This is a genomic window from Flavobacterium sp. WG21 (assembly GCF_000335775.1).
Lineage (GTDB): Bacteria > Bacteroidota > Bacteroidia > Flavobacteriales > Flavobacteriaceae > Flavobacterium > Flavobacterium tructae.
The window spans coordinates 35,098-61,629 of record NZ_AMYW01000017.1; the positions used below are offsets into that span (position 1 = coordinate 35,098).

At 35.6% G+C, this 26,532-nt stretch carries 22 protein-coding genes and 1 pseudogene; 2 read left to right on the top strand and 21 right to left on the bottom strand.

Annotated elements, in window-relative coordinates:
- Nucleotides 1-218: 218 nt before the first annotated feature.
- Nucleotides 219-1,487: an OmpA family protein gene (locus C245_RS0113245; protein ID WP_017497080.1), complete on the top strand. Its 1,269-nt coding sequence runs from the start codon at nucleotides 219-221 to the stop codon at nucleotides 1,485-1,487.
- A 351-nt stretch (nucleotides 1,488-1,838) separates the two neighbouring features.
- On the opposite strand, the gene C245_RS0113250 is transcribed toward C245_RS0113245, so the two are convergent.
- From C245_RS0113250 to clpB, 8 genes are all read right to left on the bottom strand, one after another.
- Nucleotides 1,839-2,729, bottom strand: a complete 891-nt coding sequence (locus tag C245_RS0113250; RefSeq protein ID WP_017497081.1) for a carbon-nitrogen hydrolase — start codon at nucleotides 2,727-2,729, stop codon at nucleotides 1,839-1,841.
- 170 nt (nucleotides 2,730-2,899) lie between these two features.
- Nucleotides 2,900-3,313: a hypothetical protein gene (locus C245_RS0113255; RefSeq protein ID WP_017497082.1), complete on the bottom strand. Its 414-nt coding sequence runs from the start codon at nucleotides 3,311-3,313 to the stop codon at nucleotides 2,900-2,902.
- 332 nt (nucleotides 3,314-3,645) lie between these two features.
- Complete coding sequence (locus C245_RS0113265) at nucleotides 3,646-4,533, bottom strand: DUF808 domain-containing protein (protein ID WP_017497084.1); 888 nt, start codon at nucleotides 4,531-4,533, stop codon at nucleotides 3,646-3,648.
- 438 nt (nucleotides 4,534-4,971) lie between these two features.
- Entirely contained in the window at nucleotides 4,972-6,006 is a 1,035-nt protein-coding gene (locus tag C245_RS0113270; RefSeq protein ID WP_026110051.1) for a hypothetical protein, read from the bottom strand.
- Nucleotides 6,007-6,118: 112 nt separating this feature from the next.
- Nucleotides 6,119-7,162: a hypothetical protein gene (locus C245_RS0113275; RefSeq protein ID WP_017497086.1), complete on the bottom strand. Its 1,044-nt coding sequence runs from the start codon at nucleotides 7,160-7,162 to the stop codon at nucleotides 6,119-6,121.
- Nucleotides 7,163-7,257: 95 nt separating this feature from the next.
- Nucleotides 7,258-8,295, bottom strand: a complete 1,038-nt coding sequence (locus C245_RS0113280) for a hypothetical protein (RefSeq protein WP_017497087.1) — start codon at nucleotides 8,293-8,295, stop codon at nucleotides 7,258-7,260.
- 22 nt (nucleotides 8,296-8,317) lie between these two features.
- Complete coding sequence (locus tag C245_RS0113285) at nucleotides 8,318-8,812, bottom strand: T9SS type A sorting domain-containing protein (protein ID WP_017497088.1); 495 nt, start codon at nucleotides 8,810-8,812, stop codon at nucleotides 8,318-8,320.
- A gap of 148 nt (nucleotides 8,813-8,960) precedes the next feature.
- The gene (gene clpB, locus C245_RS0113290; protein WP_017497089.1) at nucleotides 8,961-11,564 is read right to left on the bottom strand and encodes an ATP-dependent chaperone ClpB; all 2,604 of its coding nucleotides are present in this window, start codon (nucleotides 11,562-11,564) and stop codon (nucleotides 8,961-8,963) included.
- A gap of 207 nt (nucleotides 11,565-11,771) precedes the next feature.
- On the opposite strand from clpB, the gene ytxJ reads away from it, so the two are divergent.
- Nucleotides 11,772-12,161, top strand: a complete 390-nt coding sequence (gene ytxJ / locus C245_RS0113295; protein WP_017497090.1) for a bacillithiol system redox-active protein YtxJ — start codon at nucleotides 11,772-11,774, stop codon at nucleotides 12,159-12,161.
- 92 nt (nucleotides 12,162-12,253) lie between these two features.
- Here the strand turns inward: ytxJ and C245_RS0113300 are convergent, their stop codons facing one another.
- From C245_RS0113300 to C245_RS0113360, 13 genes and pseudogenes are all read right to left on the bottom strand, one after another.
- A complete protein-coding gene (locus C245_RS0113300; protein WP_017497091.1) occupies nucleotides 12,254-13,420 on the bottom strand; it encodes a hypothetical protein in 1,167 nt (388 codons plus the stop codon).
- Nucleotides 13,417-14,418 (bottom strand): DUF2157 domain-containing protein, encoded by a 1,002-nt coding sequence (locus tag C245_RS0113305; protein ID WP_017497092.1) that lies wholly within the window; start codon nucleotides 14,416-14,418, stop codon nucleotides 13,417-13,419. The genes C245_RS0113300 and C245_RS0113305 overlap by 4 nt, the downstream gene beginning before the upstream one ends.
- A gap of 185 nt (nucleotides 14,419-14,603) precedes the next feature.
- The gene (gene argH / locus C245_RS0113310; RefSeq protein WP_017497093.1) at nucleotides 14,604-15,884 is read right to left on the bottom strand and encodes an argininosuccinate lyase; all 1,281 of its coding nucleotides are present in this window, start codon (nucleotides 15,882-15,884) and stop codon (nucleotides 14,604-14,606) included.
- Between the two features lie 140 nt (nucleotides 15,885-16,024).
- On the bottom strand, nucleotides 16,025-17,095 hold the full coding sequence (locus tag C245_RS0113315) for a M20 family metallo-hydrolase (RefSeq protein ID WP_026110052.1): 1,071 nt from the start codon (nucleotides 17,093-17,095) through the stop codon (nucleotides 16,025-16,027).
- An 85-nt stretch (nucleotides 17,096-17,180) separates the two neighbouring features.
- Nucleotides 17,181-17,954 carry an acetylglutamate kinase gene (gene argB, locus C245_RS0113320; protein WP_017497095.1) on the bottom strand — a complete coding sequence of 258 codons (774 nt, stop codon included), beginning with the start codon at nucleotides 17,952-17,954 and terminating at the stop codon, nucleotides 17,181-17,183.
- A gap of 104 nt (nucleotides 17,955-18,058) precedes the next feature.
- Entirely contained in the window at nucleotides 18,059-19,006 is a 948-nt protein-coding gene (locus C245_RS0113325) for an N-acetylornithine carbamoyltransferase (protein WP_017497096.1), read from the bottom strand.
- A gap of 243 nt (nucleotides 19,007-19,249) precedes the next feature.
- Nucleotides 19,250-19,609 (bottom strand): annotated as a pseudogene (locus C245_RS23070) (GxxExxY protein); the annotation flags it as partial.
- Nucleotides 19,610-19,741: 132 nt separating this feature from the next.
- A complete protein-coding gene (gene proB / locus C245_RS0113335; protein ID WP_017497098.1) occupies nucleotides 19,742-20,503 on the bottom strand; it encodes a glutamate 5-kinase in 762 nt (253 codons plus the stop codon).
- 150 nt (nucleotides 20,504-20,653) lie between these two features.
- On the bottom strand, nucleotides 20,654-21,847 hold the full coding sequence (locus C245_RS0113340) for a glutamate-5-semialdehyde dehydrogenase (RefSeq protein WP_026110053.1): 1,194 nt from the start codon (nucleotides 21,845-21,847) through the stop codon (nucleotides 20,654-20,656).
- 86 nt (nucleotides 21,848-21,933) lie between these two features.
- Nucleotides 21,934-23,073, bottom strand: coding sequence for an aspartate aminotransferase family protein (locus C245_RS0113345; protein ID WP_017497100.1), 1,140 nt, complete (start codon nucleotides 23,071-23,073; stop codon nucleotides 21,934-21,936).
- Between the two features lie 145 nt (nucleotides 23,074-23,218).
- Nucleotides 23,219-24,196: an N-acetyl-gamma-glutamyl-phosphate reductase gene (gene argC / locus C245_RS0113350; RefSeq protein WP_017497101.1), complete on the bottom strand. Its 978-nt coding sequence runs from the start codon at nucleotides 24,194-24,196 to the stop codon at nucleotides 23,219-23,221.
- On the bottom strand, nucleotides 24,189-25,382 hold the full coding sequence (locus C245_RS0113355; protein WP_017497102.1) for an argininosuccinate synthase: 1,194 nt from the start codon (nucleotides 25,380-25,382) through the stop codon (nucleotides 24,189-24,191). The genes argC and C245_RS0113355 overlap by 8 nt, the downstream gene beginning before the upstream one ends.
- A 66-nt stretch (nucleotides 25,383-25,448) precedes the next feature.
- The gene (locus C245_RS0113360) at nucleotides 25,449-26,090 is read right to left on the bottom strand and encodes a GNAT family N-acetyltransferase (RefSeq protein ID WP_017497103.1); all 642 of its coding nucleotides are present in this window, start codon (nucleotides 26,088-26,090) and stop codon (nucleotides 25,449-25,451) included.
- Nucleotides 26,091-26,532 lie beyond the last annotated feature (442 nt).

Consider the following 26,532-nt stretch of genomic DNA (forward strand, 5'->3'; position numbering starts at 1 on the left):
CCTTCACATTTACAATTTCAAAAAGGGGCTAAAAATTAAATTTAGCCCCTTTTTTTGACCAAATATTTTGATTTCATTAACATATTTGCATAATTAAAACCCAAAAGATGGGAATTATGTAAGACCAAATAGAACACTATCTAAATTTCGTACTCTAAATTTGTCCTGAGTTTAAAAGTTAAGGCTCAAAAATAATATTAAATAAAAATTTGGATATCATGAAAAAGAAATTAGCTTCAGTATCACTTTTACTACTATCAATCGCTGCCAGTGCACAAAACACGACAACGACATCGGCCCAGTCTTCAATTGACAAACCTGCTTACAATAAATGGTCTATAGAATTAAACGGAGGTTTAAACAAACCTATGAGAGCAATGACACCTGGCTATTCAACAGAATCACTTAGTGCATTTCATGCCGATTTAGGTGCAAGATATATGTTTAATCCTAAATTTGGTTTGAAACTGGATGTTGGATACGATCAATTTCAGGAGCGTAAAGACACTCCGGAGTTTGACAGCAAATATTACAGAGCAAGTTTACAAGGGGTTGTTAACCTTGGAAGAGCTTTAAACTTTGAAACCTGGACAAATACTTTTGGTTTATTGGCACATGGAGGTTTTGGTGTTTCTCAATTAAGCAGCGATAAAGGTTTTGACGGGAAAGATTATATGGCTCACGGAATTATGGGATTAACCGGACAAGTGAGATTAAGCAACAGAGTTGCTTTAACCGGAGATCTTACCGGAATTGTTAACGGAAGACAAAACCACAACTTCGACGGAAAAGGAGTTCCTACTACCGGTTCATTAGATGGTGTGCTGTTAAATGCATCTGTTGGTTTGACGTTTTACTTAGGTAAAAACACAAAACATGCTGACTGGTATTCTGAAGACAATGAAAGACTGAATAAATTAGAAGACCGAGTGAATACAATTGAAACTAATCTTATTGATACCGATAAAGATGGTGTAGCTGATTTGTATGATTTAGAGCCAAATACAATTTCAGGAGTGGCTGTTAATACTAAAGGACAATCTATTGACACCAATCAAAATGGTGTTCCGGACGAATTAGAGAGCTATTTAGATAAAACTTATGCTAAAAAAGGAAGCGAAGCAGCTCCAACAAACAAAACGGTTGAAGAATTAATTAACGGAGGGTACGTAAATGTATACTTTGATTTCAATTCTTCTAAACCAACCAATACTTCTCTATCTGGTGTTGATTTCTTAGTGAAATACCTGAAAAACAATCCTGGTAAATCTGCTGATATCATTGGTTATGCTGACGAAATTGGAAACTCAAGCTACAATACTGAATTATCAAGAAAAAGAGCTGAAGCAGTTAAAAAGATTGCAACAAATGCAGGAATCGATGCTTCAAGGCTGAATGTAATTGCTAACGGTGAAGATACTTCTGTGAACAAAAATTCAAAAGAAGCGCGTCAAATCGTAAGAAGAGTTACTTTCCAGGTGAAGTAAACAATTCTAAGCTAGTATAAAAAGAGGCTGTTTAATTTTAAACAGCCTCTTTTGCATATAAATACTTAAGATTGGAATTAAAGTCCAAAAAGCGGTTTTAACATCTTACTTCAACGCGGATAAAACGGATTCGCTATCACGAAAACGCGGATAAAAACAGGTCTTAAAAAAGGCAAACTCATTTTAAAGAGAAAAAAATCTGAGTCTATCCGTGTTTTTACGAAGTAAATCCGTTTTATCCGCGTCGAATTAAAGCTAAAATTTAAAACAATATTGTCTCCGCTAAAAAAAAGAGGCTGTTTAATTTTAAACAGCCTCTACTTCTTTGCCTTTATATAAAGGTATTTTCACTTATTGATCAATTGCTCTTTTGGTAATATCGCCAAAAGCATCAATTCTTCTGTCTCTGAAAAATGGCCAGTTCTGACGTACATTTTCCTGTAGATCCAAATCAACTTCAGCAATTAGAATTTCTTCCTGATCATGAGAAGCCTGAGCTAAAATCTCCCCCTGAGGTCCCGCGATAAACGAAGCTCCCCAAAACTGAATTCCTTCTGTTCCTTCAATATATTTTTCTAATCCGATACGGTTTGCAGCGGCAACAAAAACACCATTCGCAACAGCATGACCTTTCATTACGTTCATCCATGCACCATATTGATTTACTCCATACTCTTCTTTTTCTTTTGGATGCCATCCAATTGCTGTTGGGTAAAATAAAACCTCAGCTCCTTTTAAAGCAGTAATACGTGCTGCTTCCGGATACCATTGATCCCAGCAAATAAGTGTTCCGATTTTTCCTTTTTTAGTCTCAATAGCCTGAAAACCTAAGTCACCCGGTGTGAAATAGAATTTTTCATAGAAATGCGGATCGTCCGGAATATGCATTTTACGGTATAACCCTGCTTCTGTTCCATCTGTATCAATGATGTAAGCACTATTATGATAAATTCCTGCCATTCTTTTCTCAAAGAAAGGAACAATAATTACCACCCCTAATTCCTTTGCCAAGGCACTAAAAGCAATAAATGAAGTGCTGTAAAGCGGTTCGGCCAATGCAAAATTATCTACATCTTCGCTTTGGCAAAAATAATGACTACTGTACAATTCAGGCAGCAAGATTACTTCAGCTCCTTTATTGGCAGCATCTTTTACCCAGCTGATACATTTTTTAAGATTATTCTCGGCAACATCATTCAGATTTAACTGAATAACGGCTATTTTATACTTTCTTTTCGGCATGACATAAAATTTAGAGTGCAAAAATAGTGTTTTTTGAAAGAATGACAAAGAACACCTATCTTCCAGTTCTTATAAAAAAGAAAACCATCTTACAAATACCTCCTTCTATTAAAGAATCAAATATTTGCAAAATGGTTTCGTTACCTAAGATTTATCGTCTAAGAACTTAATTATTCAATAACCACTTTTGTCGTGATAAATTCCGTTTCTGATTTTTTGAATTTGATTTCAAATGTTCCTTTTGTTGCAGACTTAAATTTATAAACTGTCTTTTTAGGATCCGGTACCTGCATCGTACAAGGTCCGGTTGGATATTTAGCTTCCACTTGCAACCCTTTTACTCCTCCAATGGTCACTTCGCTAATTTTACTGAATTCTCCACAAGCGTTATCGACAATAAAAGTAACATCATAGCTTAGTTCTTCATTAACCTTCCCGGTTGCAGGACCTTTCACTTCTGTAACCAAAGCAGCTTTAGTAATTGATTCAGGAATGCTTGGTGCGTCATTATCGTTACTGCATGAAACTAATCCAATAGCTAAAAATAATACTACAAAAACTGATTTTAATTTAAACCTTTTCATATAAAATAATAATTAATTGTTAATTACTATGAAGATGCCGTTGGATGGCAATGGTTGCTTTTCAAATTTGTTAATTCTTTCTACAAAACCAATAAACCACTAAAAATCAAATCTTTATTTTACCAAAATACTTTAAAAAAAATCCCCGTTTCTTATGAAAAACCAAAATTTATCACCTAGCCCCGATAGAAACGGCATCCTTTTTCCTGCTTCTTTAGCAGGGAAAAGATAGAGTGAATAGCGGGACAACGGTTCTTTTAAAAATGAGTTACAGTGCTTCAAAAAAAAACACCAGCCTTTCGACTGGTGTTTGTTGTATTTATGTGTTTCTTTTAAGCAGCTTCTTTTTTACCGAATATCTTTTTAAACAGATTTATTACAGCCAATACTACAAAACCTAACACTAAACCTGTGACAAATTCTTTTATGATAGAAGGGACATTAATTTCTTCCATTAGATGATGTAAAAACGGAATATAGTGTACAAAGATTCCTCCTGCTACTAAAATCAAAGCTATTGTACCAATCACGGTTAAACTTTTAATGACCAAAGGCAATGCTTTTACTAGTATATTTCCGATAAATTTCGATATGCTTTTCTCTTTTTTGCTGAATTTAATAAGCTTATACCCTGCTTCATCCATTCTGACAATAAGTGCCACGATACCATAAACACCAACAGTTGCAACTAAGGCAATTATTGACGTTACTATGATTTGCTGACTAAGGGGCTGACCCATTACGGTGCCTAAAGCAATAATCACGATTTCGACAGATAAGATAAAATCGGTTACGATCGCCGATTTTATTTTTCCTTTTTCAGCTTCTAAAATTTCTTCTTCTGTAAACGTTTCATCTGTGATTCCCTCAGATTCTTCATGTTTATGTGGAAATATAAATTCGTAGATTTTCTCTGCTCCTTCGTATGCCAAAAATAAACCTCCAAGTACCAGAATTATAATGATAGCTACCGGCAAAAAAGCACTTAATACAAAAGCAATTGGTAAAATAATCACTTTATTCAATAAGGAACCTTTACTGATTGCCCATAATACCGGAAGCTCTCTCGAGGATGCAAACCCTGAAGCTTTCTCAGCATTTACGGCCAAATCATCACCTAAAATACCTGCTGTTTTTTTTGCTGCAACTTTACTCATTACTGCAACATCATCCATGATTGCTGCGATATCGTCTAATAGTACGAAAAAACCTGATGCCATTATACTTCTTTTGTTTTAGAAAAATCACTTAATTAACTGGTTTTAAATACACCAAATTAATATGTGATCCTGGTTGTTTATTGCTGCGAATCTAAGACTTTTTTGTTGATTTTTCTAGCCAAAAATTAACTACATTGTCCTAAAAGCACCCAAATAATAATAAACACGAAAATAGTTCCAAAACAGCCTCCACTTAATTTTTTCGCACCGTAACCCGCTATTAATCCTCTAAAAATATTGTTCATTGTATTTCGATTAAGATTATTCCTCTTTTGATTTGATTTTCAAACCACTACCGTAAAGTTCTATACTTTATTCGTAATTATTTTATATTACTTTCAGAAAAGATTACATTATTTATGAATCGGAATTCTTAAACAAAACAAAATGCCAGCCTTTCGGCCAGCATTTTTATAAATACTATGATTAAAAGTAAACTTAATCTGTTGTAACACTTGAACCTCTGCCAATTAAAGTAGCTTTATCTACAATACCTTGTCCCGTAGGAGGAGCCGATGGTTTTTGATTTTCTAATCTAACTCCCTTAAAAGAAGAGAGATTTAAAAACCTGCTTAAGATCAGATTAACCTGAGAACTTGGAAGTGCATTACTTGTAAAATCAAGAGTTGTATCCTTATCTGCGATTGTAGACAAAGAAGGCAATTCAATAGAAGTTAGAAGTATGTTATTGTGAAAATATAAGCCTTTACTTGTCGTTAATACAGGAAACGCAATAAACGTTAAAGATGGATTATTCAGAATACCAGTATCGTATCCCTGTATTATCTTCAATGCAGGAAATGTAATCGATCCTAATTTATTGTTATTATCTACATCTAAATCATTGTAAACCTCCATAAGATTGCTCAAATTTACATTCGTCAACTTTGAATTATTCTGAATCTTTAAGGTTACCAGTTTTTTCACTGCACTCAAATCTATACTTGTCAAATTTGTTGTACTTGTAACATAAATATTCTCGGTATAAGGCCCAAACTCAGCATCTATTTGCGCCACAGCCTGTGCATCTGTAATATCGCCAGTAATTATTATACTTGGTTTTCCTTTGTTCTGACTGCTTCCTGCATATAAAGCATAAGGCACACTTAACAACTGGCTTGTGCCACTGATAGTATAGTTTGTTCCTCCTGTCGGATCGATTTCGGTCTTGATAAAGTGTGATCCGGAGCCCCAATTTATTCCTGAAAAAATTCCTGTAGTTGGTGTTCCGCCTCCTATTTCTATAGTGGCTAATCCATTACTGTTTGTCGTTGTGGTTTGGGTTTCTACATACGAAGCCGTACCGCTTGCTGAACCTGCCAAAATACTCGTTTTGATGCTCACTAAAGTACCGGCAACCAATGTACCGTCAGTTTTACGAATGACTGATTGGTAGCTCATTTTTTGGGGAGCCTGCGCAAATAAAAAAGTAAAAGAACTTAATAATAGTAATGCGAGAGTAATTTTCTTCATATATTTTTCTTGATTTTAGAATGTTAATCTTTTATGATCTTACTGTGTTTATTGGATATTCTTCCAAGAACCTACATTTATTAGAAACCTAAATAAAAAGAATTTCAATAAACTAGTCCGTAGTAACTGAATTACCTGCATTTATTAAAGCTGCTTTATTAATAAGTCCCTGACCAGTAGGAGGAGCGGGTGGGTTTTGTTCGCTTAATTCGATCCTTTTCTTCGAAGCAGGCAAAACATTCAATAGTTTACTTAATAGTGAATTAACCTGAGAGCTTGAAAGTGCACAACCTCTAAATTGAAGGGATCCAAATCCATCAGCTAATGAAACTAAAGAAGATAGATCTACAGAACTAAGAACTGGATTATAATTTGCATAAAGGAGCTTCATTTTAGTCAACACCGGAAAAGAAAGAGATGCTAATGATTCATTGCCCATTATTTCAAAATCACTTCCACCACGTATCGCTTTCAAAGCCGGAAATGACAGAGAAGTCAATTTTGGATTATTATAGATATATATCGAATTATTAATTTCGATAAGATTTCCAAAATCTATGGAAACCAACTTCAAATTATCATTTATTTTTAAATCAATTACTTTTTCTACAGCGCTTAAATCTAAGGTTGTCAAATTTGTTGTGCCTACAACGTAAACATTCTCCGTTTCAGGTCCAAAGTCAGCTTTAACCTTTGCTGCAGCTTCCGCATCTGTAATATCTCCAGCTATAAAAATACTTGTCTTCCCTTTGCTTTGACTATTTCCCGCGTACAAGGCATATGGCACACTTAAAAGCTGACTGGTACCACTAATGGTGTAATTATTTCCCCCTTTTGGATCAATCTCAGTTTTGATAAAATGCGATCCGGCTCCCCAGTTTATTCCGGAAAAAGTTCCGGTAACGGGTGTTCCTCCACCGATTTCTATAGTCGCCAGTCCATTGCTGTTTGTTGTTGTGGTTTGGGTTTCTACATAAGAAGCTGTGCCAGTTGTTGAGCCAGCCAGGATACTCGTTTTAATACTCACTAAAGTACCTGCAACCAACGTCCCATCCGTTTTTCGAATAACCGATTGGTAACTCATTTTTTGCGGAGCCTGCGCAAATAAAAAAGTAAAAGAGCTCAATAATAGTAATGCAAGCGTAATTTTTTTCATCTATTTTTCTATTGTTAGAGGTTTTCTTTATGATTTTTTTACCTTTTTATTGTCTTGCCATGGTTCTCGCTGACAAAAAAGGATTAATCCTAAATTTAATCGGTTGAAATACTATTATTTGTTTTTATAGTTGCTTTATCGATAATCCCTTGTCCGGTAGGTGGGGCTGGTGGGGTCTGACCTGACAAATCAATAAACTTTCCGCTTGCAGGGGAAACATTTAGCAGTTTACTTAAAAGTGAATTGATGTGATAACTTGGAAGTGCATTTCTACTCACTTGAAAACTGTACTGAGTACTATAAAATGCAGAAAAAACCGGTAAATCAATATAAGAAAGAAACGGATTACCGCTGATGTAAATCGTTTTAGTTTTAGCCAATAAAGGAAAAGAAACAGATTGTAATGAAGAATTACCTGAAAGATAAATTTCAGAAGCAAGTACTGTTTTTAGAACAGGAAATGAGACGGAGGCTAATTTTGCATTGCCTTCTAGATACAATACATTATAAACTTCCGCAAGGTTGCCCATAGTTACATTAACTAAACTTGAGTTACTTTTTATACTTAATTCCACCAGCCTTTTTGCAGCACTTAAGTCTAAAGTTGTCAAATTTGTGGTATTCATAATGTAAACATTTTCTGTCTCAGGTCCGAACTCCGCCGCTACTTGTGCTGCCGCCTGTGCATCTGTAATGTCACCAGCTATTATTACACTTGTCTTCCCTTTGCTTTGACTGTTTCCAGCGTACAAGGCATACGGCACACTCAACAACTGGCTTGTACCGCTAATGGTATAATTACTTCCTCCTTTTGGATCAATCTCGGTCTTGATAAAATGCGATCCGGCTCCCCAATTTATTCCGGAAAAAGTTCCGGTAACAGGTGTTCCTCCACCGATTTCTATAGTAGCCAGTCCATTGCTGTTTGTTGTGGTGGTTTGTGTTTCTACATAAGAAGCTGTACCACTTGTTGATCCTAATAATATACTGATTTTGATACTTATTAAAGTACCAGCCACCAATGTCCCATCCGTTTTTCGAACAACCGATTGGTAACTCATTTTTTGCGGAGCCTGCGCAAATAAAAAGGTAAAAGAACTTAATAATAGTAATGCAAGCGTAATTTTTTTCATATCTTTTTCTGCTGTTAGAAAGTTATTTTTTTATGATTTTAAACGTTTTTATGGCTTTACCACTGTTACTTACAGTCAGAAAATAAATACCGCTATTTAACCCTTGCATGGGTACACTGGTATCAGGGCTTGTTACTTCTACTTTTTTGGATACGATTTTTCCGTTAGTGTCAAATAATTGGCATGATAAATTATTCCATTCGTTTGTAGAAACAGTCAAACTAAGTACATCAACAGCAGGGTTAGGATAAGCAGTCATTGCAAGAGTAATACCTTTAAATTCATCATTTCCAAGGCTGATTATTTCATAAGCCTGTTGAACACCTTGCAAAACAAAGCCATTAGCTCCTCCAGGTAAACTTGTGTAGGCAATCTGTCCTACTGAGTAACTCGAGCTACCCCCATTCCCGGTAGCATTCCCACCTGAAACTACTACACTCTCTTGTGAATAGCCATTGGTAATAAATGAAAAAACCGTAATAAATAAAATTAAAAAAGTGCGTAGATTTTTTTTCATATAATTGATTTACTGATTAGTTATTCAAATATAGAATAATTATTATACAGAATATTATTACCAAGAAAAGATTGTGTAAAAAAAACACCAGCATTTCTGCTGGTGTCTTTTTGATTATAGTAAAGATGTACTACACCTCTTTTTTTTATTATTCTTCCTTGTGTGTTTGATTTCTGAAAACCAATTGCCCATCAAAAGCGTCTAATAGGATGATACTGTCTGTCGTAATCTTTCCTGCCAGAATTTCTTTTGACAGCTGGTTCAATACTTCTCTCTGAACTACTCGTTTTACAGGTCTCGCACCAAACTGAGGATCATAACCTTTATCTGACAAATAAGCGATTGCCTCCGGTGTTGCGTCCATTGTAATACCTTGCAGAGCCAGCATTTTTGTAACACTCTTCAGTTGCAAACTTACAATTTTAGAAATATTATCTACAGTTAAAGGTGTAAACATCACAATCTCGTCGATACGGTTGATAAATTCCGGGCGGACGGTTTGTTTCAGTAATCCTAAAACTTCAACCTTTGCAGATTCAGTAGCCGATTCAACACTTCCTTTTAAATTTTCAAACTTATCCTGTATGATCTGACTTCCCATATTAGAAGTCATAATGATAATCGTGTTTTTAAAATCAGCCAGACGTCCTTTGTTGTCCGTCAAACGACCTTCGTCTAAAACCTGAAGCAGGATGTTAAACGTGTCCGGATGCGCTTTTTCGATCTCATCTAACAGAATAACAGAATATGGTTTTCTACGAACCGCTTCAGTCAGCTGGCCACCTTCATCATAACCCACATACCCTGGAGGTGCACCAACTAATCGGCTCACGCTATGACGTTCCTGATACTCACTCATATCGATACGGGTCATGGCATTTTCGTCGTCAAAAAGATATTCTGCCAAAGCTTTAGCCAGCTCCGTTTTACCCACTCCCGTAGTTCCTAAAAACAAGAACGTTCCAACGGGTTTTTTCATATCCTGCAAACCGGCACGGCTTCTGCGTACAGCATCACTCACCGCTTCAATTGCCTCTTCCTGACCTACCACACGTTTGTGCAATTCGTCTTCCAAATGCAATAGTTTTTCTCTTTCGGTCTGAAGCATTTTCATCACTGGAATTCCGGTCCATTTTGCAACCACTTCAGCAATATCTTCGCGGGTTACTTCTTCTTTAATCAAAGAATTACCGGATTGAAACTCCAGCAATTGTTTTTGCAACACCTCCTGACGTTCCTGCGCTTCTTTTATCTTACCATAACGAATTTCGGCTACTTTTCCATAATCTCCATCACGTTCCGCACGTTCCGCTTCGTATTTAAACCCCTCTATTTCGAGTTTTACCGCCTGAATTCCGTCTACAATATCTTTTTCTGATTTCCATCTTGCATAGATCTCATTGCGTTCTTCTTTTAAGTTCGCAAGATCCATACCCAGGATTTTCAGTTTGCTTTCTTCTTTTTCGCGCTTAATGGCTTCAATTTCAATCTCCAGCTGCATGATTTTACGATCCAATACATCCAGCTCTTCCGGTTTTGAATTGATTTCCATACGCAGTTTCGAAGCAGCTTCGTCCATCAAATCGATAGCTTTGTCCGGTAAAAAACGATTGGTAATGTAGCGTTGTGACAATTCTACCGCAGCAATAATGGCCTCATCTTTAATCTGAACTTTATGGTGCGTTTCATACTTTTCTTTGATTCCACGTAAGATCGAAATCGCACTTTCTGTGTCCGGTTCATCGATTAAGATTTTTTGGAAACGACGTTCCAGGGCTTTATCTTTTTCAAAATACTTTTGATACTCATCCAAAGTTGTTGCTCCGATTGCTCTTAACTCACCACGAGCCAAAGCCGGTTTCAAAATATTAGCCGCATCCATAGCACCTTCTCCTCCACCTGCACCTACAAGCGTGTGAATTTCATCAATGAATAAAACAATATCTCCTTCAGCAGAAGTAACTTCTTTTACTACTGCTTTTAAACGTTCTTCAAATTCACCTTTGAACTTTGCACCGGCAATCAATGCTCCCATATCCAAGGAGAAAACGATCTTATCTTTTAAGTTTTCCGGCACGTCACCATCTACAATTCGGTGTGCCAGTCCCTCAGCGATAGCTGTTTTACCGACTCCCGGTTCTCCGATTAACATTGGGTTGTTTTTGGTTCTTCGTGTTAAAATCTGTAGTACGCGACGGATCTCTTCATCACGTCCGATTACAGGATCAAGTTTTCCGGTACGAGCCAGTTCGTTTAAATTTTTAGCGTATTTATTTAATGAATTATACGTTTCTTCTGCTGAAGCCGATGTTACTCGTTCTCCTTTTCGAAGTTCTTCAATGGCAGCTTTAAGCCCTTTTCCCGTAACGCCCTGATCTTTTAAAATCTGTGAAACTTTGCTTTTAGAATCAAAAATAGCCAAAATTAAATGTTCGATAGAAACGTATTCATCGTTCATTTTTTGGGCAATAATTTCTGCTTCATTCAGTGCTTTGTTTGCGTCTCTGGAAAGTAATATATCTCCTCCCGAAACTTTTGGAAAGCTTGCAATAGTACTGTCTAATATTTGTAAAAACAACGGTACGTTTACGTTTAGTTTTTTCAAAATAAACGGAGCAACATTTTCATCTACTTCAAAAATAGCTTTAAAAATGTGTTCATTTTCAATCTGTTGTTGTCCGTTGCGTTGCGCCAGTTGCTGTGACAGCTGTATGGCTTCCTGCGACTTTATTGTAAATTTATTTATATTCATATGTATACGATTTAGGATTGATTATTAGTGTATAGTTCGAGATCTTTAAAATTACAATTTATTGGATTAAATTTTTAACTTTAAATATTCTAACTTTGCTATCAGAACGTTCAAATTATATTCCATACTAAAAATACAGACAAAATGGCGTTTTTAATTGATTTTCAATCTATTTAAAATGTCAAAAAGTCATAAAACAAGTCAAATATGAGTTTTTTAAATTCAATCTTCGGGAATTCGGAGTCAGCAGATACCCCAAAAAGTAATGTAAATTGGACCCAATTAACCGATGTTGCCCAATTAATGGAAATCGAAGCGATATCTAACGAAAAACCGGTAGTCATTTTTAAACACAGTACAAGATGCAGTATTAGCCGTATGGCTTTGAAGCAATTCGAACGTGAATATGCTCTGGAAAATACTGTAGGTGCTTATTTTTTGGATTTAATAGCGTATCGTGATGTATCGAACGAAATTGCATCGCGATTCAATGTTTACCATGAATCTCCACAATTAATCCTGATCAGAAACGGGAAGGCTGTTTATGATGTTTCTCACAGCGATATTGATGCAGAAGCATTGAAAAGTAAAATATAGAATTTTTCTTGTGAGATGTGAAATGTGAGATGTGAAAAATTACTGTGATAGTTTCACATCTCACATTTTACACATAACATCTCACATTTAACTTAAAAAGTTCCTTCTGAGCCTCCTCCGCTGAAACCACCACCTCCAAAATCCATCGGAGAATCTTCAGGCTTTGCTTCGGGTTTTACTCCAAATGCTGAAGCGACAATTAAGGTTTCCATATTTAAAAATGGATTTGACGAATTCAATCGATCCGGTTTAAATGTCAAGCCGCTTTCTTTGTTCTTTAGCTTCTTTATTGAAAAATAAGCTATTGCAAACAAAACTATCCCGCCAAGTGTCAGCGCAACTTCTATTGGTAAAACCGAATAATAAAACCGAATCGTATAAATTGAAAAGCCTATCGCTAAAAAACTAATCCATAGCAAGATTCTATCCTTAGTTTTCAAAGCCTGGGCCAAATACACAAGAGGCACGATCAGGGTAAAAGCATAAAAGAAAAAAGCAAATGGTATGTCCTTCCCTTCAGCTATTGGATTATCCATAAGCGTCACCGAAAGTTCCCTAACCACTAAATAATTGCAAGAAAGATAAAACAATATCAAACAAAAACTATTGGCAAACAGAAGCCCATTATAGTGATAGGTTTCGGTTAGTTTTTGAATATTTTTTTTAGTGAAAAAGTAAAATCCTGCCGAAAATAGTAGCGTCACAAAGGGTAAAATCATTTTTCCGATTTCTCCCAATTCTAATAGTCCAAAGAATAAAACAGCAGCCGAAGCCACGCAAAACACCAATAATGCAGGTAAATTCAAATACCTTCTATAGAGCAGAAACGACTTGAATGCCACAAAAACGGCAATTATTAGTTCGTATCCTTCGGTGGTGATTGCAATAGCAATTCCTAAGTTCAAAATTGATCCTAAAACAAAAGCATCGTCCAGACCATGTCGGTAATATTTCAAATTAGCCAGAAGTTCTGCTCCTACAAAACCAACCAAAGCAAAAATATAACAGCAGATACTGAAAAAGAACTGCTCTCCGCTAAGTCCTAATAATGAAATGGCTCCGCAAATGGACAGATACAAAAATGATCCCAGCAGAAAAAATCCCAGTCGAACCAGAATATTGTTTTGCATTCTAAAAGCAGTCAACTCACTTTTAATTCTATCTTTCTGATTTTTGTCTATAAAACCAGCTGAATACAAAGAAGCAGCTTCTTCTATTAAAATCAAATCATCTAATTCCTCTTTATCGTATGCTGTCATGCTGCCGTTTCTTTATTGAATTTCTTAATTAATTTAATGAATAGTATGATTGAGCCTATAAAATATAAGGGAAGGATCAAAATAAATAACTCCCAGATATCCGAAAAATTAATGCTCTCAAAAACTCTAAACACGAATATATTGAGACCTATATAAGCATAAATAATCATAAAAACATACAATGAAATAGCTTTAAGCCTGTAACTTACTTTATAAAAATAATAGGTTGACGCTGCCAAAACAATTGCAAAAAGCAGCCAAATACCATCCGTATAAGAATCCGTCAGGTTATGAATTAATGCAATACTGGCAATGTGCAAGGCAAAAGTGTGATAAATGATAGTAAAATGGGGTTTTAACTGAATTCTGGAGCTGTAAACCGTCCATAAAATAAGTAAAACAGCCAATAAAATTGCCGAATAACTTAAACTTGGATCCTGGTAGAAATTACTGTTATTCACCAAATCCTGCGGCGTAACAGAAAGTCCTACATAAGCTGCCAAACCGGTAATTGCGATTGTCAAAACACTTTTATTATCGAAATAATACGCACAAAAGAAACTTACCAGGGTTGGGATTAAAGTCGCCAGTCCGTAATGCGTTCCGAAGGTTTGGTACTGGAACTGTAAATACCCAATAAAAATACAAGTAAGTATAGTAGCCGCCAGGACCAAGTATTCTAAAACCGGGTGCTCAAAGGTGGTTTCTGTTTTTTGAAATCCTTTGGCATTTTTAAAACAGAAGTAAAAACAAACTCCAATAACAATCAACAACAGCGAAAGAATTGCAATGTGACCTATTGAATCAATATTTTTGTAAATCAAAATTCCGATTCCTGAAGTAAACAACAACACGGACAAGTACAGGGCTAATTTAAGTTCTGCATTTAGTGAAAAAATATTCAATCCACGATAGGACGTAATTTCCTCATACTTATTTTCACTCAGTAATCCCCTTTCCCAAAGGCCTTTAGTGGCCTGATCATCAAACTTATTCATACTTTAATTTTCAAACTAAAAATCAAAAATAAACTTTTTTTAGCAAGAACAATTATCTTAAGTAAAAAAAAACCTACTAAACTCAATCAGTCATACGCAAAACCCAAATACTTTTGAACGGCAATAAACAAAAAAACCGATTTGTATCTGATACGAATCGGTTTTTTGGGTGGGTTTTGCTTTCTTTACAAAGCTGCTTTCATTTTATCTTTAATAGCATTCAGGCATAAATTATTGATACTGCCTTCATGGGTGTGTTTTGTTTCTTTAGGCGATTGGTACGTTCCGGCTTCCAATTGTTCCGCAACTTCTTTGTATGCATCTCTGAAAGGTATACCAGCCACTACCATTTCGTTTAAAGTATCTACTGTAAACAAATAATCGTATTTTTTATCTTTCAGTATGTTGTCTTTTACGGTAATATCTTTTACAGAAAAAATAGCAATATCCAGACAGGCTTTTAAGTTTTGAATCGCAGGAAACAAACCTTCTTTTAAAAGCTGAAAGTCTCTGTGATAACCACTCGGCAAATTATTGGTGATTAAAGTTATTTCGTAAGGAAGTGACTGAATCTTATTGCATTTTCCTCTGATCAATTCGAAAACATCCGGATTTTTCTTGTGAGGCATAATACTGGAACCTGTTGTAAGATGCGATGGCAAACTTATAAAATCAAAGTTCTGGCTCATATACAAACAAACGTCCATGGCAAATTTTGACAAGGTTGCGGCGACACTGCTCATGGCAAAAGCTACCGTTTTCTCGGCTTTTCCACGGCTCATTTGAGCTGCAACGGCATTGAACTTTAAGGTTTCAAATCCTAATTCCTGAGTGGTAACGGTTCTGTTGATTGGGAACGAGCTTCCATACCCTGCTGCAGATCCCAGCGGATTCTGGTCGACTACTTTCGAGGCTGCATTTAACATGGTGATGTCATCAATTAAGCTTTCGGCATAGGCTGAAAACCACATTCCAAAAGACGATGGCATCGCGATTTGTAAATGTGTATATCCGGGTAACAAGACATTCTTATGTTTCTCTGCAGATTCCATCAACAAATCAAAAAGTGTTTTTACCTGCTCTTTTATTGCTTTTAACTCGTCTTTTAAATACAAATGAACGTCTACCAAAACCTGATCGTTACGGGAACGCGCTGTGTGAATTTTTTTTCCGGCGTCTCCCAGTTTTACGGTGAGTAAATACTCTATTTTGGAGTGTACATCTTCAAAACTGTTTTCTATTTCGAAATTTCCAACGGCTACATCAGCAATAATCTCATTTAACGCGTCCACTAAAGAAGTGGTTTCTTCCTGAGTTAATAAACCAATTTGTCCAAGCATTTTGGCATGTGCAATGGACCCCAGTGCATCGTATTTTGCTAAAACTAAATCCAATTCACGATCATTTCCTACGGTGAATTGTTCAATTTGTTTATCTGTTGGTATTCCTTTTTCCCAAAGTTTCATAACTTAGATTTTTAGACTTCTTAGATCGTTAGATTGTTAGACTTCTTTCTTTGTCTTTATTTTCTAATCACACCAATATGCCTGTTTATATTACAAACCCGACAGGTTTTTGAAACCTGTCGGGTTTAATTTCGTTTCAATTATAATTTAAAGAACCCGTTTAATATTTTGATATACAAATCGATTCCTTCTTCAATTTCATTTACAAAAATAAATTCATCTGCTGAATGTGAACGCAGGGTTTCACCAGGTCCTAATTTTAAAGACTGACAGCTTAAAACGGACTGATCTGAAAGTGTAGGTGAGCCGTAAGTAGTTCTTCCTAAAGCGATTCCGGCTTGTACCAAACCATGTGCAACCGGAATTGATGAAGCATTCAGGTGCATTGATCTTGGCGTTACTTCGGCGTTTACATTGGCTTTTACTACTTCCAAAATTTCGGTATTCGAATAACAATCGGTCACACGAATATCCACCACTAAATCACATTCTGAAGGCACTACATTGTGCTGTTTTCCTGCACTGATTTGTGTTACGGTCATTTTTACTGGACCTAGAACCTCTGAAATTTTATCGAATTTATAATTTTTAAACCATTCCATTACAGGAATTGATTTATAAATAGCATTGTCGTCGTTTTGATGTGCGGCATGACTTGCGGTTCCTTTGACTTTTACGTCTAAAACTAACAATCCTTTTTCGGCAACCGCCAACTGCATTAAAGTAGGTTCGCCCACAATAGCACAATCTAATTGGGGTAAGTGCTTTAAAACGCTGTTTAAACCATTCTTCCCGCTGCTTTCTTCTTCGGCAGAAGCTACAATAACTATATTATGTGATAAGTTTTGGTTTTCGTAGAAGTGTACAAATGTTGCCAGCAACGAAACCAGACAGCCTCCGGCATCATTACTTCCTAATCCAAATAGTTTCCCATCCTTTTCGATCGCTTTAAACGGATCGTTAGTATAAGCCTGATTAGGTTTTACGGTATCGTGATGTGAGTTTAATAAAAGTGTCGGTTTATTTTCATCGAAATATTTGTTGAAAGCCCACACATTATTGTTTTCTCTTTGGAAAGGAATTTCGTTTTGATTGAACCAATTTTCGATTAAAAGGGCTGTTTGGTCTTCTTCACTTGAAAAGGAAGGGGTCTCGATAAGACTTTTTAATAAACTAATTGCTTCCTGGGTAAGCGTTTCTATGTTTTTCATTTTTATTAGGTACTGAGGCACTAAGATTCTAAGGTTCTAAGACTGCAAAAGTCTTAGTTTCTTGGGAACTTAGCAACTTTTTCTTTTATAACGTAATCGTTGTATGCGGAATCTCTGAATTTTGAAGCATTTTGTGGTGTCCAATTTTAATTTGCTGTACTCCTCTTGACAAACTATTGAAGCAATTATCTAATTTTGGAATCATTCCGGAATGGATTACTTTTTCTTCTTTAAGTTTGTTGTATAAGGCTTCGTTGATTTTGGTTATCACTGATGTATCGTCTTCTGAATCCTGCAAAACTCCCTGCTTTTCAAAACAATAGGTCAATGTAACCTCAAAAACTTCAGACAAAGCAATGGATAACTCACTTGCAATGGTATCGGCATTGGTGTTTAACAATTGTCCGTTTTTGTCGTGTGTGATGGCACAGAAAACAGGAATAATTCCGTTTTCTAATAACGTAGCCAATAACTTAGTGTTAACTTGTTTTACATCTCCCACAAAGCCATAATCGATTGTAGGATGGTTTCGTTTTACAGACTGGATTAAATTTCCGTCGGCACCTGAAAAACCAATCGCATTATTGTCTTTTGCCTGTAATTGCGCTACAATATGTTTGTTGATTTGGCCTGCGTAAATCATGACCACAACATCAAGCATTGCGGCATCTGTAATTCGACGTCCCTCAATCATTTGTGGTACCAATCCAATACTCTGAGCCATTTTTGTAGCCGATTTTCCTCCACCGTGAACTAAAACTTTATGTCCTTCAATCTTAGAAAAATCAGTTAAGAATTGCTCTAATTCTGTTGGATTATCGATGATGTTTCCACCTATTTTTATTATTGTAACTTTCATTTTTTTTAGGTTCAGAGGTTCATAGTCACAAAGGTTCAAAGGTTTCTTTTAAGGTTTTTTTCTGACCTTTGTACCTCTGCAACTTTGTGCCTTTGTACCTCAAATTAAAGCTTCTTCAAAATCTTCTGTAAAACTAACTGTGCCGAATACGTTCTGTTATTCGCCTGTTGAATTACGATTGAATTCTTACCGTCGAGCACTTCATCACTTACAATAACGTTACGACGAACCGGAAGACAATGCATGAATTTCCCATTATTAGTTAAAGCCATTTTCTCGGCTGTAACGGTCCAGTTTGGGTCTGTATTGGTTACTTTTCCGTAGTCGTTAAAATTACTCCAGTTTTTTACGTACACAAAATCGGCATTTTCAAACGCTTTGTCCTGATCATATTCTATTTTACAGTCTTTCGTGATTTCGGGGCTAAGTTCGTAACCTTCGGGGTGTGTGATTACAAAATCCATATCTTTTTGCATTTGCATCATTTCTACGAATGAATTGGCAACGGCCTGTGGCAAAGCTTTCGGGTGAGGCGCCCAGGAAAGTACTACTTTTGGTTTATGCTTGGTTTTGTATTCTTCCATGGTAATAGCATCCGCTAAAGATTGCATCGGATGACGAACGGCGCTTTCCATATTTACGATGGGTACAGTTGCGTGTTTCAAGAATCCTGAAATTACTGTTTCAGCATAATCTTTTTCTTTGTCTGCCAAACCTGCGAAAGCACGAATGGCAATAATATCACAATATTGAGACACTACTTCTGCAGCTTCTTTAATGTGCTCTGACGCACCGGAATCCATAATGGCGCCATCTTCGAATTCTAACGTCCAGCCTTCGTTGGTAAAATTCATTACCATAACATTCATCCCTAAGTTCACAGCTGCCTTCTGAGTGCTCAGACGCGTTCTTAAACTTGGGTTAAAAAATAACATCCCTAAGGTTTTATTTTTTCCTAAACTTTGATTTTTAAGCGGGTTCTTTTTAATTTTTAACGCCCCTTTTACCCATTTTGATAATGAGTCGATATCTTGAATTGAAATGTAATTCATAATTTCTTGTTTAATCGGTTAATCGTTAATTTGTTTAATCGGTTTTCCAACTAAACAAGTTTAACTTATATGCTTTTTTTAAATCAGTTTATATTGTTCCTAACTTTAATCGATTAAACAATTAAACAGATAAACAATTCTAAATGATTTTTGTAAATGGTATTTCTTCTTTTAGTAATCTAAAATTAAACGCAGATTCTACTGATTCGCTATCGCGAAGACGCTGATCTGCGCAGATTTTTTTTATATTCTTACTTTTCTTTCGTTCTCAAAGATTTTCCGTTTAAATTCTGGTTTTTTTCCAAAGTTTAAAAGTAAACCTACTTCACAATCTGTTCCTTTCAGATAGTTTAAAATCTGATTTTCAAACACTTCCACAATACAATCTACTGCTTTTAATTCTAATATTATTAAATCTTCTACAATTAAGTCGGCATAATATTCGCCTACTTTAATTCCTTTATAATACACAATGATTTTCTTCTGCGCTTCAACTTTAAGCCCTTTATTCTTTAATTCCAAATACAGGGAATTTTGATAAACTCTTTCTAAAAACCCATATCCTAGCTCATTATACACTTCATAAAAGGTTTTAATAACGACATCAGTTAACTCTTAATGTAATAATTTCATTTTTTTTTGAATGAAATATACTACATAATATTTAAATATTAAAAAATAATCCGTTTAAATCAGCGTTTTCGCGATAGCGAATCCGTGTCATCTGCGTTTTACTTACACAATCTTGGTAAAGGGAATCTCATCCTTTAAAGCCTTCAAAATAAAATTATCATCTAGTCCATTTACGATCCAGGTTTCAATATTGGCAGCTTTTGCAATTGCGGCTGCTTCTATCTTCGACTGCATCCCTCCTGTTCCATGTGATGATTTTGATTCTCCAATTTCTTTTTCTAATACTTTTAAATCCTGTACCAGTTTGATCGTTTCAGGAATTTCATCGTGAATAGAATCTTTGGTATAAATTCCGTTTGTATTGGTGGCTATAATCAGAATATCAACATTTAAAAGAACGGCTGTCAGTGCTGCCAATTTATCGTTGTCTCCAAACCGAATCTCATCTGTGGCAACCGTATCATTTTCATTAATAATCGGAATGTAATTGTTCTCTACCAAAACGTTTATGGTATTGACAATATTGACTTTAGACTGCTCTTTCTCGAAATCAGAATAAGACAATAAACATTGTGATGTCAATAATCCCAAATCGCTGAAATTTTCATGGAAAATCCGCATCAAATGTGGCTGACCAATTGAAGCTAACGCTTGCTTCACAACAATTTCTTTTCCTTTACTTTCAAGCTTTACAAATTGCTTTGCCGCTGCGATTGCTCCGGAACTCACAATTACAAACTCGTACTCTTTGTTTAAAGCTGCAATCTGCATTCCGAGGTCTTCAATTTTTCCCCGTGAAATATGATTGGTTTCTTTGGTTAAAGTATTACTTCCAATTTTTAATAAAATCCGCTTTTTTGACATGCTGTATTTTTTTTACCGCAAAGGGCGCAAGGTTTTTTTATTCTGTTTGTCTTTACAAACGCTAAGTTCGCAAAGCTTTATCTTTAATAAAATCCAAATTCTAAAAATCAATAATTCATAGTTTAAAATCTAAAATTCTAAGAAGTCTAATTATCTAATTTGCCCTTCTCCGTACACGTACCATTTATTGGTTACGAGATGCTGAAGTCCGATAGGGCCTCGCTGATGCAATTTATCGGTACTTATCGCTAATTCTCCACCCAGACCAAACTGACCTCCATCTGTAAAACGTGTTGAAGCATTTTGATAAACGGCTGCAGTATCCACGGCATCCATAAACTCCTGTGCTGCCTTATTATCTCTTGTAATAATTACCGCCGAGTGTCCTCCGCAATATTTATTTATTTTTTCGATTGCATTATCTTCAGAATCGATGCTTCCGATTACTATTTTATAATCCAGGAATTCTTCGTACCAAATGTCTTCGTTTTGAAGTGTTGTTGTATCCTCAAAGCTTTTTAGAGATTCATCTACAATTACTTCTACTTTATACTGTTTTAATTCTTCAATTAAAATAGCTGTAAATCCTTCAAAATTGGGTAGCTTCGAATCTATTAAAACCTTATCAACTGCATTACACGCTGAGATTTTAGAGGTTTTGGCATTTATAATGATTTTTAAAGCCAAATCCGTATCTGCCTTTTCATGAACGTAAACAAAATTATTTCCTCGTCCGCTTACAATAACCGGGCAGCTGGCGTGTGCTTTTACAAACTCAATTAACTTTTCTCCTCCTCTGGGAACAATTAAATCTACTTTTTGAGTTGGTTTTTCTAAAAAAGCCTGAGTTTCTGTACGATTATAATTCAAATATTCTACCCAGTCCTTTGATACTCCGTTTTTTTCTAAAGCCTGATGCCATAGACTCACAATTTTCAAATTCGATTTTAAAGCTTCTTTTCCACCTTTCAATAAAATCTTATTTCCGGATTTAAAAGCTATTCCCCCAGCTTCAATTGTAACATCGGGGCGGGATTCGTAAATGATTAAGATCGTCCCGAAAGCGGCCGTTTTGTTAATCACTTTTATGCCATTATCATGAACAAAATGAAAACGCTCTACTCCAACCGGATCTTCTTGCGAAGCCAGTTGATTGAGAGATAAAATCATCTCGTCGACTTTTTTATCATCTACTTTCAGGCGTTCTTCCATCGCTAAATCTGAGCCGTCGTAATCAGCAAGATCTTCCTGATTGGTTAAGATAATCTGGTTCCGCTCCTGCTCGACCAGCTGCGCCATAGCATGCAAAACCAGATTACGTTTTTCAATTGATAATGGGTTCATTTTTTTGGTTTAATTGGTTAGCCGTTAATTCGTTTAATCGTTTAACCAATTAAACGAATCAACAGTATTATGTATATGGGTAACCTTTAATTTTTAAGTTCTTCCAGACTTTCTTTTAAAGCTGCAATGAAAGTATCAATATCTGATTTCTTCACTGTTAATGGAGGAAGAATTCTCAACAGATTTTTATTGTTGGCACTTCCGGTGAAAATATGTTTTTCGATGATTAGTTTTTTCCTTAAAGCTGCTACATCAAAATCAAACTCTACTCCAAGCATCAAACCTTTTCCTTTTACTTTTTTAATTCCTTCAACTTCTTTAATTTTTTCTAAAAAATAAGCCGAAACTTCGTTTACATTCTTCTGTAAATCCAATTTTTCAATTACATCCAGCACTGCAATTCCGGCAGCACATGATAAATGACTACCTCCAAAAGTAGTTCCCAACAATCCGAAACTTGCTTCAAATTTTGGAGAGATTAAAATAGCTCCAACCGGAAAACCATTCCCCATTCCTTTGGCAACCGAAATAATATCAGCGTTGATTCCGTGATGTTGGAAGGCAAAAAATTTTCCGCTTCTTCCATATCCTGACTGTACTTCGTCTAAAATCAAAACCACATCGTGCTTTTTACAGGCTTTTTCCAAGGCCTGAAAAAATTCACTTGTTCCCTCGTCTAAACCTCCTACTCCCTGAATTCCTTCAATAATTACTGCTGTAACATCACCTTTTGCAAGTTCTGCTTCAACTAATTCGATTTGATCTAAGGGTAAAAAAGTAACTTCCTGCTGCGCATTTATTGGTGCTACAATTTTTTTATTATCGGTAACCGCAACTGCCGCAGAGGTTCTTCCGTGAAAAGAATTATCAAAAGCTACAACTCTTGATTTTCCGTTATGAAAAGAGGCTAATTTCAAAGCATTTTCGTTAGCTTCAGCACCTGAACTGCATAAAAACAATTCATAATCTTCTAATCCTGATAACTTTCCTAATTTTTGAGCCAGTTCTACCTGTAATGGATTCTGAATTGCGTTAGAATAAAATCCTAAGTGATCTAATTGATCTTTTAATTTAGCTACATAATCCGGTTGTGTATGGCCAATCGAAATTACACCATGTCCGCTGTATAAATCTAAGTATTCTACTCCTTTGTCATCTACAATTGTACAATCTATAGCTTTAACTGGAGTGATGTCGTATAATGGGTAAACGTTGAATAAGTTCATGTTTTTTTGTTTATTTTGTTTCAGGTTTCAGGTTTCAGGTTGCTCGCTAAACGTTAAACCTGGAACTTAAACCTGAACTTGATTTGAGTTTCAAATCTCAAGTTACGTATAGAACGTGAAACCTGAAACTTGAAATAAATTTTTACTAAAATCCGCTTGGTTTCAATTTTAAACCGGTGGTTTCTTCTAATCCGAACATTAAATTCATGTTTTGAATGGCTTGTCCCGAAGCACCTTTGGTTAAATTATCAATAATTGAGGTGATCAGAATCCGGTTTCCTTTTTTCATTAAACTAATGATACATTTGTTAGTTTGAACGACTTGTTTCATATTGATGTTTGTCGTTGTCACCGTCACAAAAGGCTCATTTTTATAGAATTCTTCGTATCTGGATACCGTCTGCTCCAGACTTTCATCGGAAATAGTATAAAGTGTGGCAAAAATTCCTCTTGGAAAATCTCCTCTATTTGGAATAAAAAGTAATTCACTTTCAAAATCATCTTGTAACTGAACCAAACTTTCTCCAATTTCTCCCAAATGCTGGTGTTCGAAAGCTTTGTAATGTGACATATTGTTGTTTCTCCAGCTAAAATGAGACGTTTCTGAAAGTCCCACTCCGGCTCCGGTACTTCCGGTAGTTGCATTAATATGTACATCATTAAGCAACAGATCACTATTTGCCAAAGGCAGCAAAGCCAATTGGATCGCTGTAGCAAAACAACCAGGATTTGCAATATAATTTGCCTTTTTGATCGCTGATTTATTCAATTCCGGAAGACCATAAACAAAATCCTTTCCTTCAAAATGGGCATCTTTGTTCAATCTGAAATCATTTCCCAGATCTATGATTTTCGTGTGGCTTGCAAACTGATTCTCTTTCAAAAACGAAATAGATTTCCCGTGACCAAGACATAGAAACACCACATTTACATTCGGATTAACCACATCTGTAAAGTTCATTTCGATATCTCCCATCAAATCCTGATGTGCCACAGAAAGCGGTTTTCCCGAATTGGTTGTACTGTAAACAAAATCGATGTTTACTTTGGGATGATTCATTAAGATTCTGATGAGCTCTCCGGCTGTATAGCCTGAGCCACCAATTATTCCAATATTAATCATGATCTAAATGGTTTACAGATGAAAATATGTTTTGAGCATTACCTAAAATCTTAATAAATCCTTTTGCATCGTCAGATGTCCACGCATTATTCATTTCTCCATACTGACCAAAACCTGTATTCATTAAATCATTTTTTGATTCAATTCCGTCAAGCGAAAAATGATAGGGTTTTAATGAAACTGTTACGGTTCCGTTCACTGTTTTTTGAGTATCCTGCAAGAAGGTTTCGATATTACGCATTACCGGATCTAAAAACTGCCCTTCGTGAAATAACATTCCGTACCAGTTTCCTAATTGTTCTTTCCAGTATTGCTGCCATTTACCAAGTGTATGTTTCTCCAGTAAATGGTGAGCTTTGATGATAATTAACGGCGCGGCAGCTTCAAAACCAACTCTTCCTTTAATCCCGATAATGGTATCACCTACGTGAATATCTCTCCCGATAGCATAAGCATTTGCCAGCTTTTCAAGTTTGACAATATTTTTTTCAGGAACATCTTTTTTACCGTTTAAGGCTACTAATTCTCCCTGCTCAAAATGCAAAGTCACTTTTTCTTCTCCTTCTTTTTGCAATTGCGAAGGATAAGCTTCACTTGGCAAAGGCTCACTTGATGTTAAGGTTTCTTTACCTCCCACACTAGTTCCCCAAAGTCCTTTATTGATTGAATATTGTGCTTTCTCCCAAGAATAATGTACTCCATTTTTAGATAAATAATCTACTTCTTCTTGTCTTGAAAGTTTTAAATCTCTAATTGGAGTAATGATTTCAATTTCAGGAGCAATAGTCTGGAAAATCAAATCGAAACGGATTTGATCATTTCCTGCACCTGTACTTCCGTGTGCAATCGCACTTGCTCCAACTTTTTTAGCATATTTGATCGCTTCAATTGCCTGAAAAACACGTTCAGCACTCACTGATAACGGATAGGTGTTGTTTTTTAACACATTTCCGAAAATCAAATATTTTATAGCTTTGTCATAATATTTGTCTACAATTGTTAGGTTTGCGTGTTGTGCACTTCCTAACTCATACGCTCTCTTTTCGATAGCTGACAATTCTTCTTCATCAAATCCTCCTGTATCTACCAGAACCGTATGAACTTCGTATCCTTTTTCATTTTTTAAATATTTCAAACAATACGAGGTATCTAATCCTCCACTATAAGCTAATACAACTTTTTTCATTTTTTATAATTTAGGCCAATACTTTCGTATTTAGCAAGTTTGAGATTCTAATTTTTAGTTTAATTTTTAAGATAAGAACCCGAAAAACAATGTTTTATTCAGGAACAAAGCTTGTTTGATTTTTTTCAATCTGCTTAAAACGGCTACGTTAAATGGGTGTTTTGGCGGATCTTTTTGTTTGTCTTTCGGGTCATGCAACATCCCTGTACAAAGACACATTTTGTTTTCTTTGCTTTTTAAAATTTCGTAATTCGTGCAGGTTTTACAGCCAGCCCAAAAACTTGGATCGGTAGTCAGTTCAGAAAAAGGTACAGGTTTATATCCTAAGTCAGAATTTATTTTCATAACAGCCAAACCTGTTGTAATACCAAATATCTTGGCATCAGGATATCTTTCCAGAGAGTAATCGAAAACTTTTGACTTGATTTTTTTGGCTAAGCCTAAACTTCTGTAATCCGGATGCACAATTAAGCCGGAATGAGCAACAAACTTTCCGTGCTCCCAACTTTCGATGTAACAAAAACCTGCAAATTTTCCGTCTGCCAAAGCAATCATCGCATCACCATTTGACATTTTTTTCTGAATATATTCAGGAGTTCTTTTAGCAATCCCGGTGCCTCTTAATAAGGCTGATGATTCTATTGTATCGCAAATTTCCTGTGCGAATTTGAAGTGTTCTTCCTGAGTAACAACAATAGAGATTTTCATTTCAATAGTTGAAGTTAGAGTTAAAAATTAAAACGTATTGTTTAGTTTGAAATCCTGAATTCAATCCAATAAAAATAAGCAAAATAGAAGTAACATTCTCAAAATCAAAAACTTGATTAAGAAAATTTAAAAAATAATATATACTTTTAGGATATGTTTGTCCAATGGACAAATGATGTGATTTCAAAATGAAAAATGAATATAAATAAATACGCGGCGAAAAACTCTGTGGATACTATAGAGATAGTGTCCGTACTTCGGGAGAAGTTACAGCTGAGTTTGTCCGTGACAAAGAAGTTATATGTAAACTTATTTTATTCATCGACTGCAAAAGTACACTATTTTTTTATTTACAAAACAAAAAAATAAAATTCTAACATTTTTTTTTCAGAATGTTAATATTGGCCCATAAAAAACCCGATAGTTCAAAATAACTATCGGG

Excerpts from the sequence above, each read along its gene's own strand:
- C245_RS0113245 (WP_017497080.1), top strand. The coding sequence starts at position 219 with ATGAAAAAGAAATTAGCTTCAGTATCACTTTTACTACTATCAATCGCT.
- C245_RS0113250 (WP_017497081.1), bottom strand. The coding sequence starts at position 2,729 with ATGCCGAAAAGAAAGTATAAAATAGCCGTTATTCAGTTAAATCTGAAT.
- C245_RS0113255 (WP_017497082.1), bottom strand. The coding sequence starts at position 3,313 with ATGAAAAGGTTTAAATTAAAATCAGTTTTTGTAGTATTATTTTTAGCT.
- C245_RS0113265 (WP_017497084.1), bottom strand. The coding sequence starts at position 4,533 with ATGGCATCAGGTTTTTTCGTACTATTAGACGATATCGCAGCAATCATG.
- C245_RS0113270 (WP_026110051.1), bottom strand. The coding sequence starts at position 6,006 with ATGAAGAAAATTACTCTCGCATTACTATTATTAAGTTCTTTTACTTTT.
- C245_RS0113275 (WP_017497086.1), bottom strand. The coding sequence starts at position 7,162 with ATGAAAAAAATTACGCTTGCATTACTATTATTGAGCTCTTTTACTTTT.
- C245_RS0113280 (WP_017497087.1), bottom strand. The coding sequence starts at position 8,295 with ATGAAAAAAATTACGCTTGCATTACTATTATTAAGTTCTTTTACCTTT.
- C245_RS0113285 (WP_017497088.1), bottom strand. The coding sequence starts at position 8,812 with ATGAAAAAAAATCTACGCACTTTTTTAATTTTATTTATTACGGTTTTT.
- clpB (WP_017497089.1), bottom strand. The coding sequence starts at position 11,564 with ATGAATATAAATAAATTTACAATAAAGTCGCAGGAAGCCATACAGCTG.
- ytxJ (WP_017497090.1), top strand. The coding sequence starts at position 11,772 with ATGAGTTTTTTAAATTCAATCTTCGGGAATTCGGAGTCAGCAGATACC.
- C245_RS0113300 (WP_017497091.1), bottom strand. The coding sequence starts at position 13,420 with ATGACAGCATACGATAAAGAGGAATTAGATGATTTGATTTTAATAGAA.
- C245_RS0113305 (WP_017497092.1), bottom strand. The coding sequence starts at position 14,418 with ATGAATAAGTTTGATGATCAGGCCACTAAAGGCCTTTGGGAAAGGGGA.
- argH (WP_017497093.1), bottom strand. The coding sequence starts at position 15,884 with ATGAAACTTTGGGAAAAAGGAATACCAACAGATAAACAAATTGAACAA.
- C245_RS0113315 (WP_026110052.1), bottom strand. The coding sequence starts at position 17,095 with ATGAAAAACATAGAAACGCTTACCCAGGAAGCAATTAGTTTATTAAAA.
- argB (WP_017497095.1), bottom strand. The coding sequence starts at position 17,954 with ATGAAAGTTACAATAATAAAAATAGGTGGAAACATCATCGATAATCCA.
- C245_RS0113325 (WP_017497096.1), bottom strand. The coding sequence starts at position 19,006 with ATGAATTACATTTCAATTCAAGATATCGACTCATTATCAAAATGGGTA.
- proB (WP_017497098.1), bottom strand. The coding sequence starts at position 20,503 with ATGTCAAAAAAGCGGATTTTATTAAAAATTGGAAGTAATACTTTAACC.
- C245_RS0113340 (WP_026110053.1), bottom strand. The coding sequence starts at position 21,847 with ATGAACCCATTATCAATTGAAAAACGTAATCTGGTTTTGCATGCTATG.
- C245_RS0113345 (WP_017497100.1), bottom strand. The coding sequence starts at position 23,073 with ATGAACTTATTCAACGTTTACCCATTATACGACATCACTCCAGTTAAA.
- argC (WP_017497101.1), bottom strand. The coding sequence starts at position 24,196 with ATGATTAATATTGGAATAATTGGTGGCTCAGGCTATACAGCCGGAGAG.
- C245_RS0113355 (WP_017497102.1), bottom strand. The coding sequence starts at position 25,382 with ATGAAAAAAGTTGTATTAGCTTATAGTGGAGGATTAGATACCTCGTAT.
- C245_RS0113360 (WP_017497103.1), bottom strand. The coding sequence starts at position 26,090 with ATGAAAATCTCTATTGTTGTTACTCAGGAAGAACACTTCAAATTCGCA.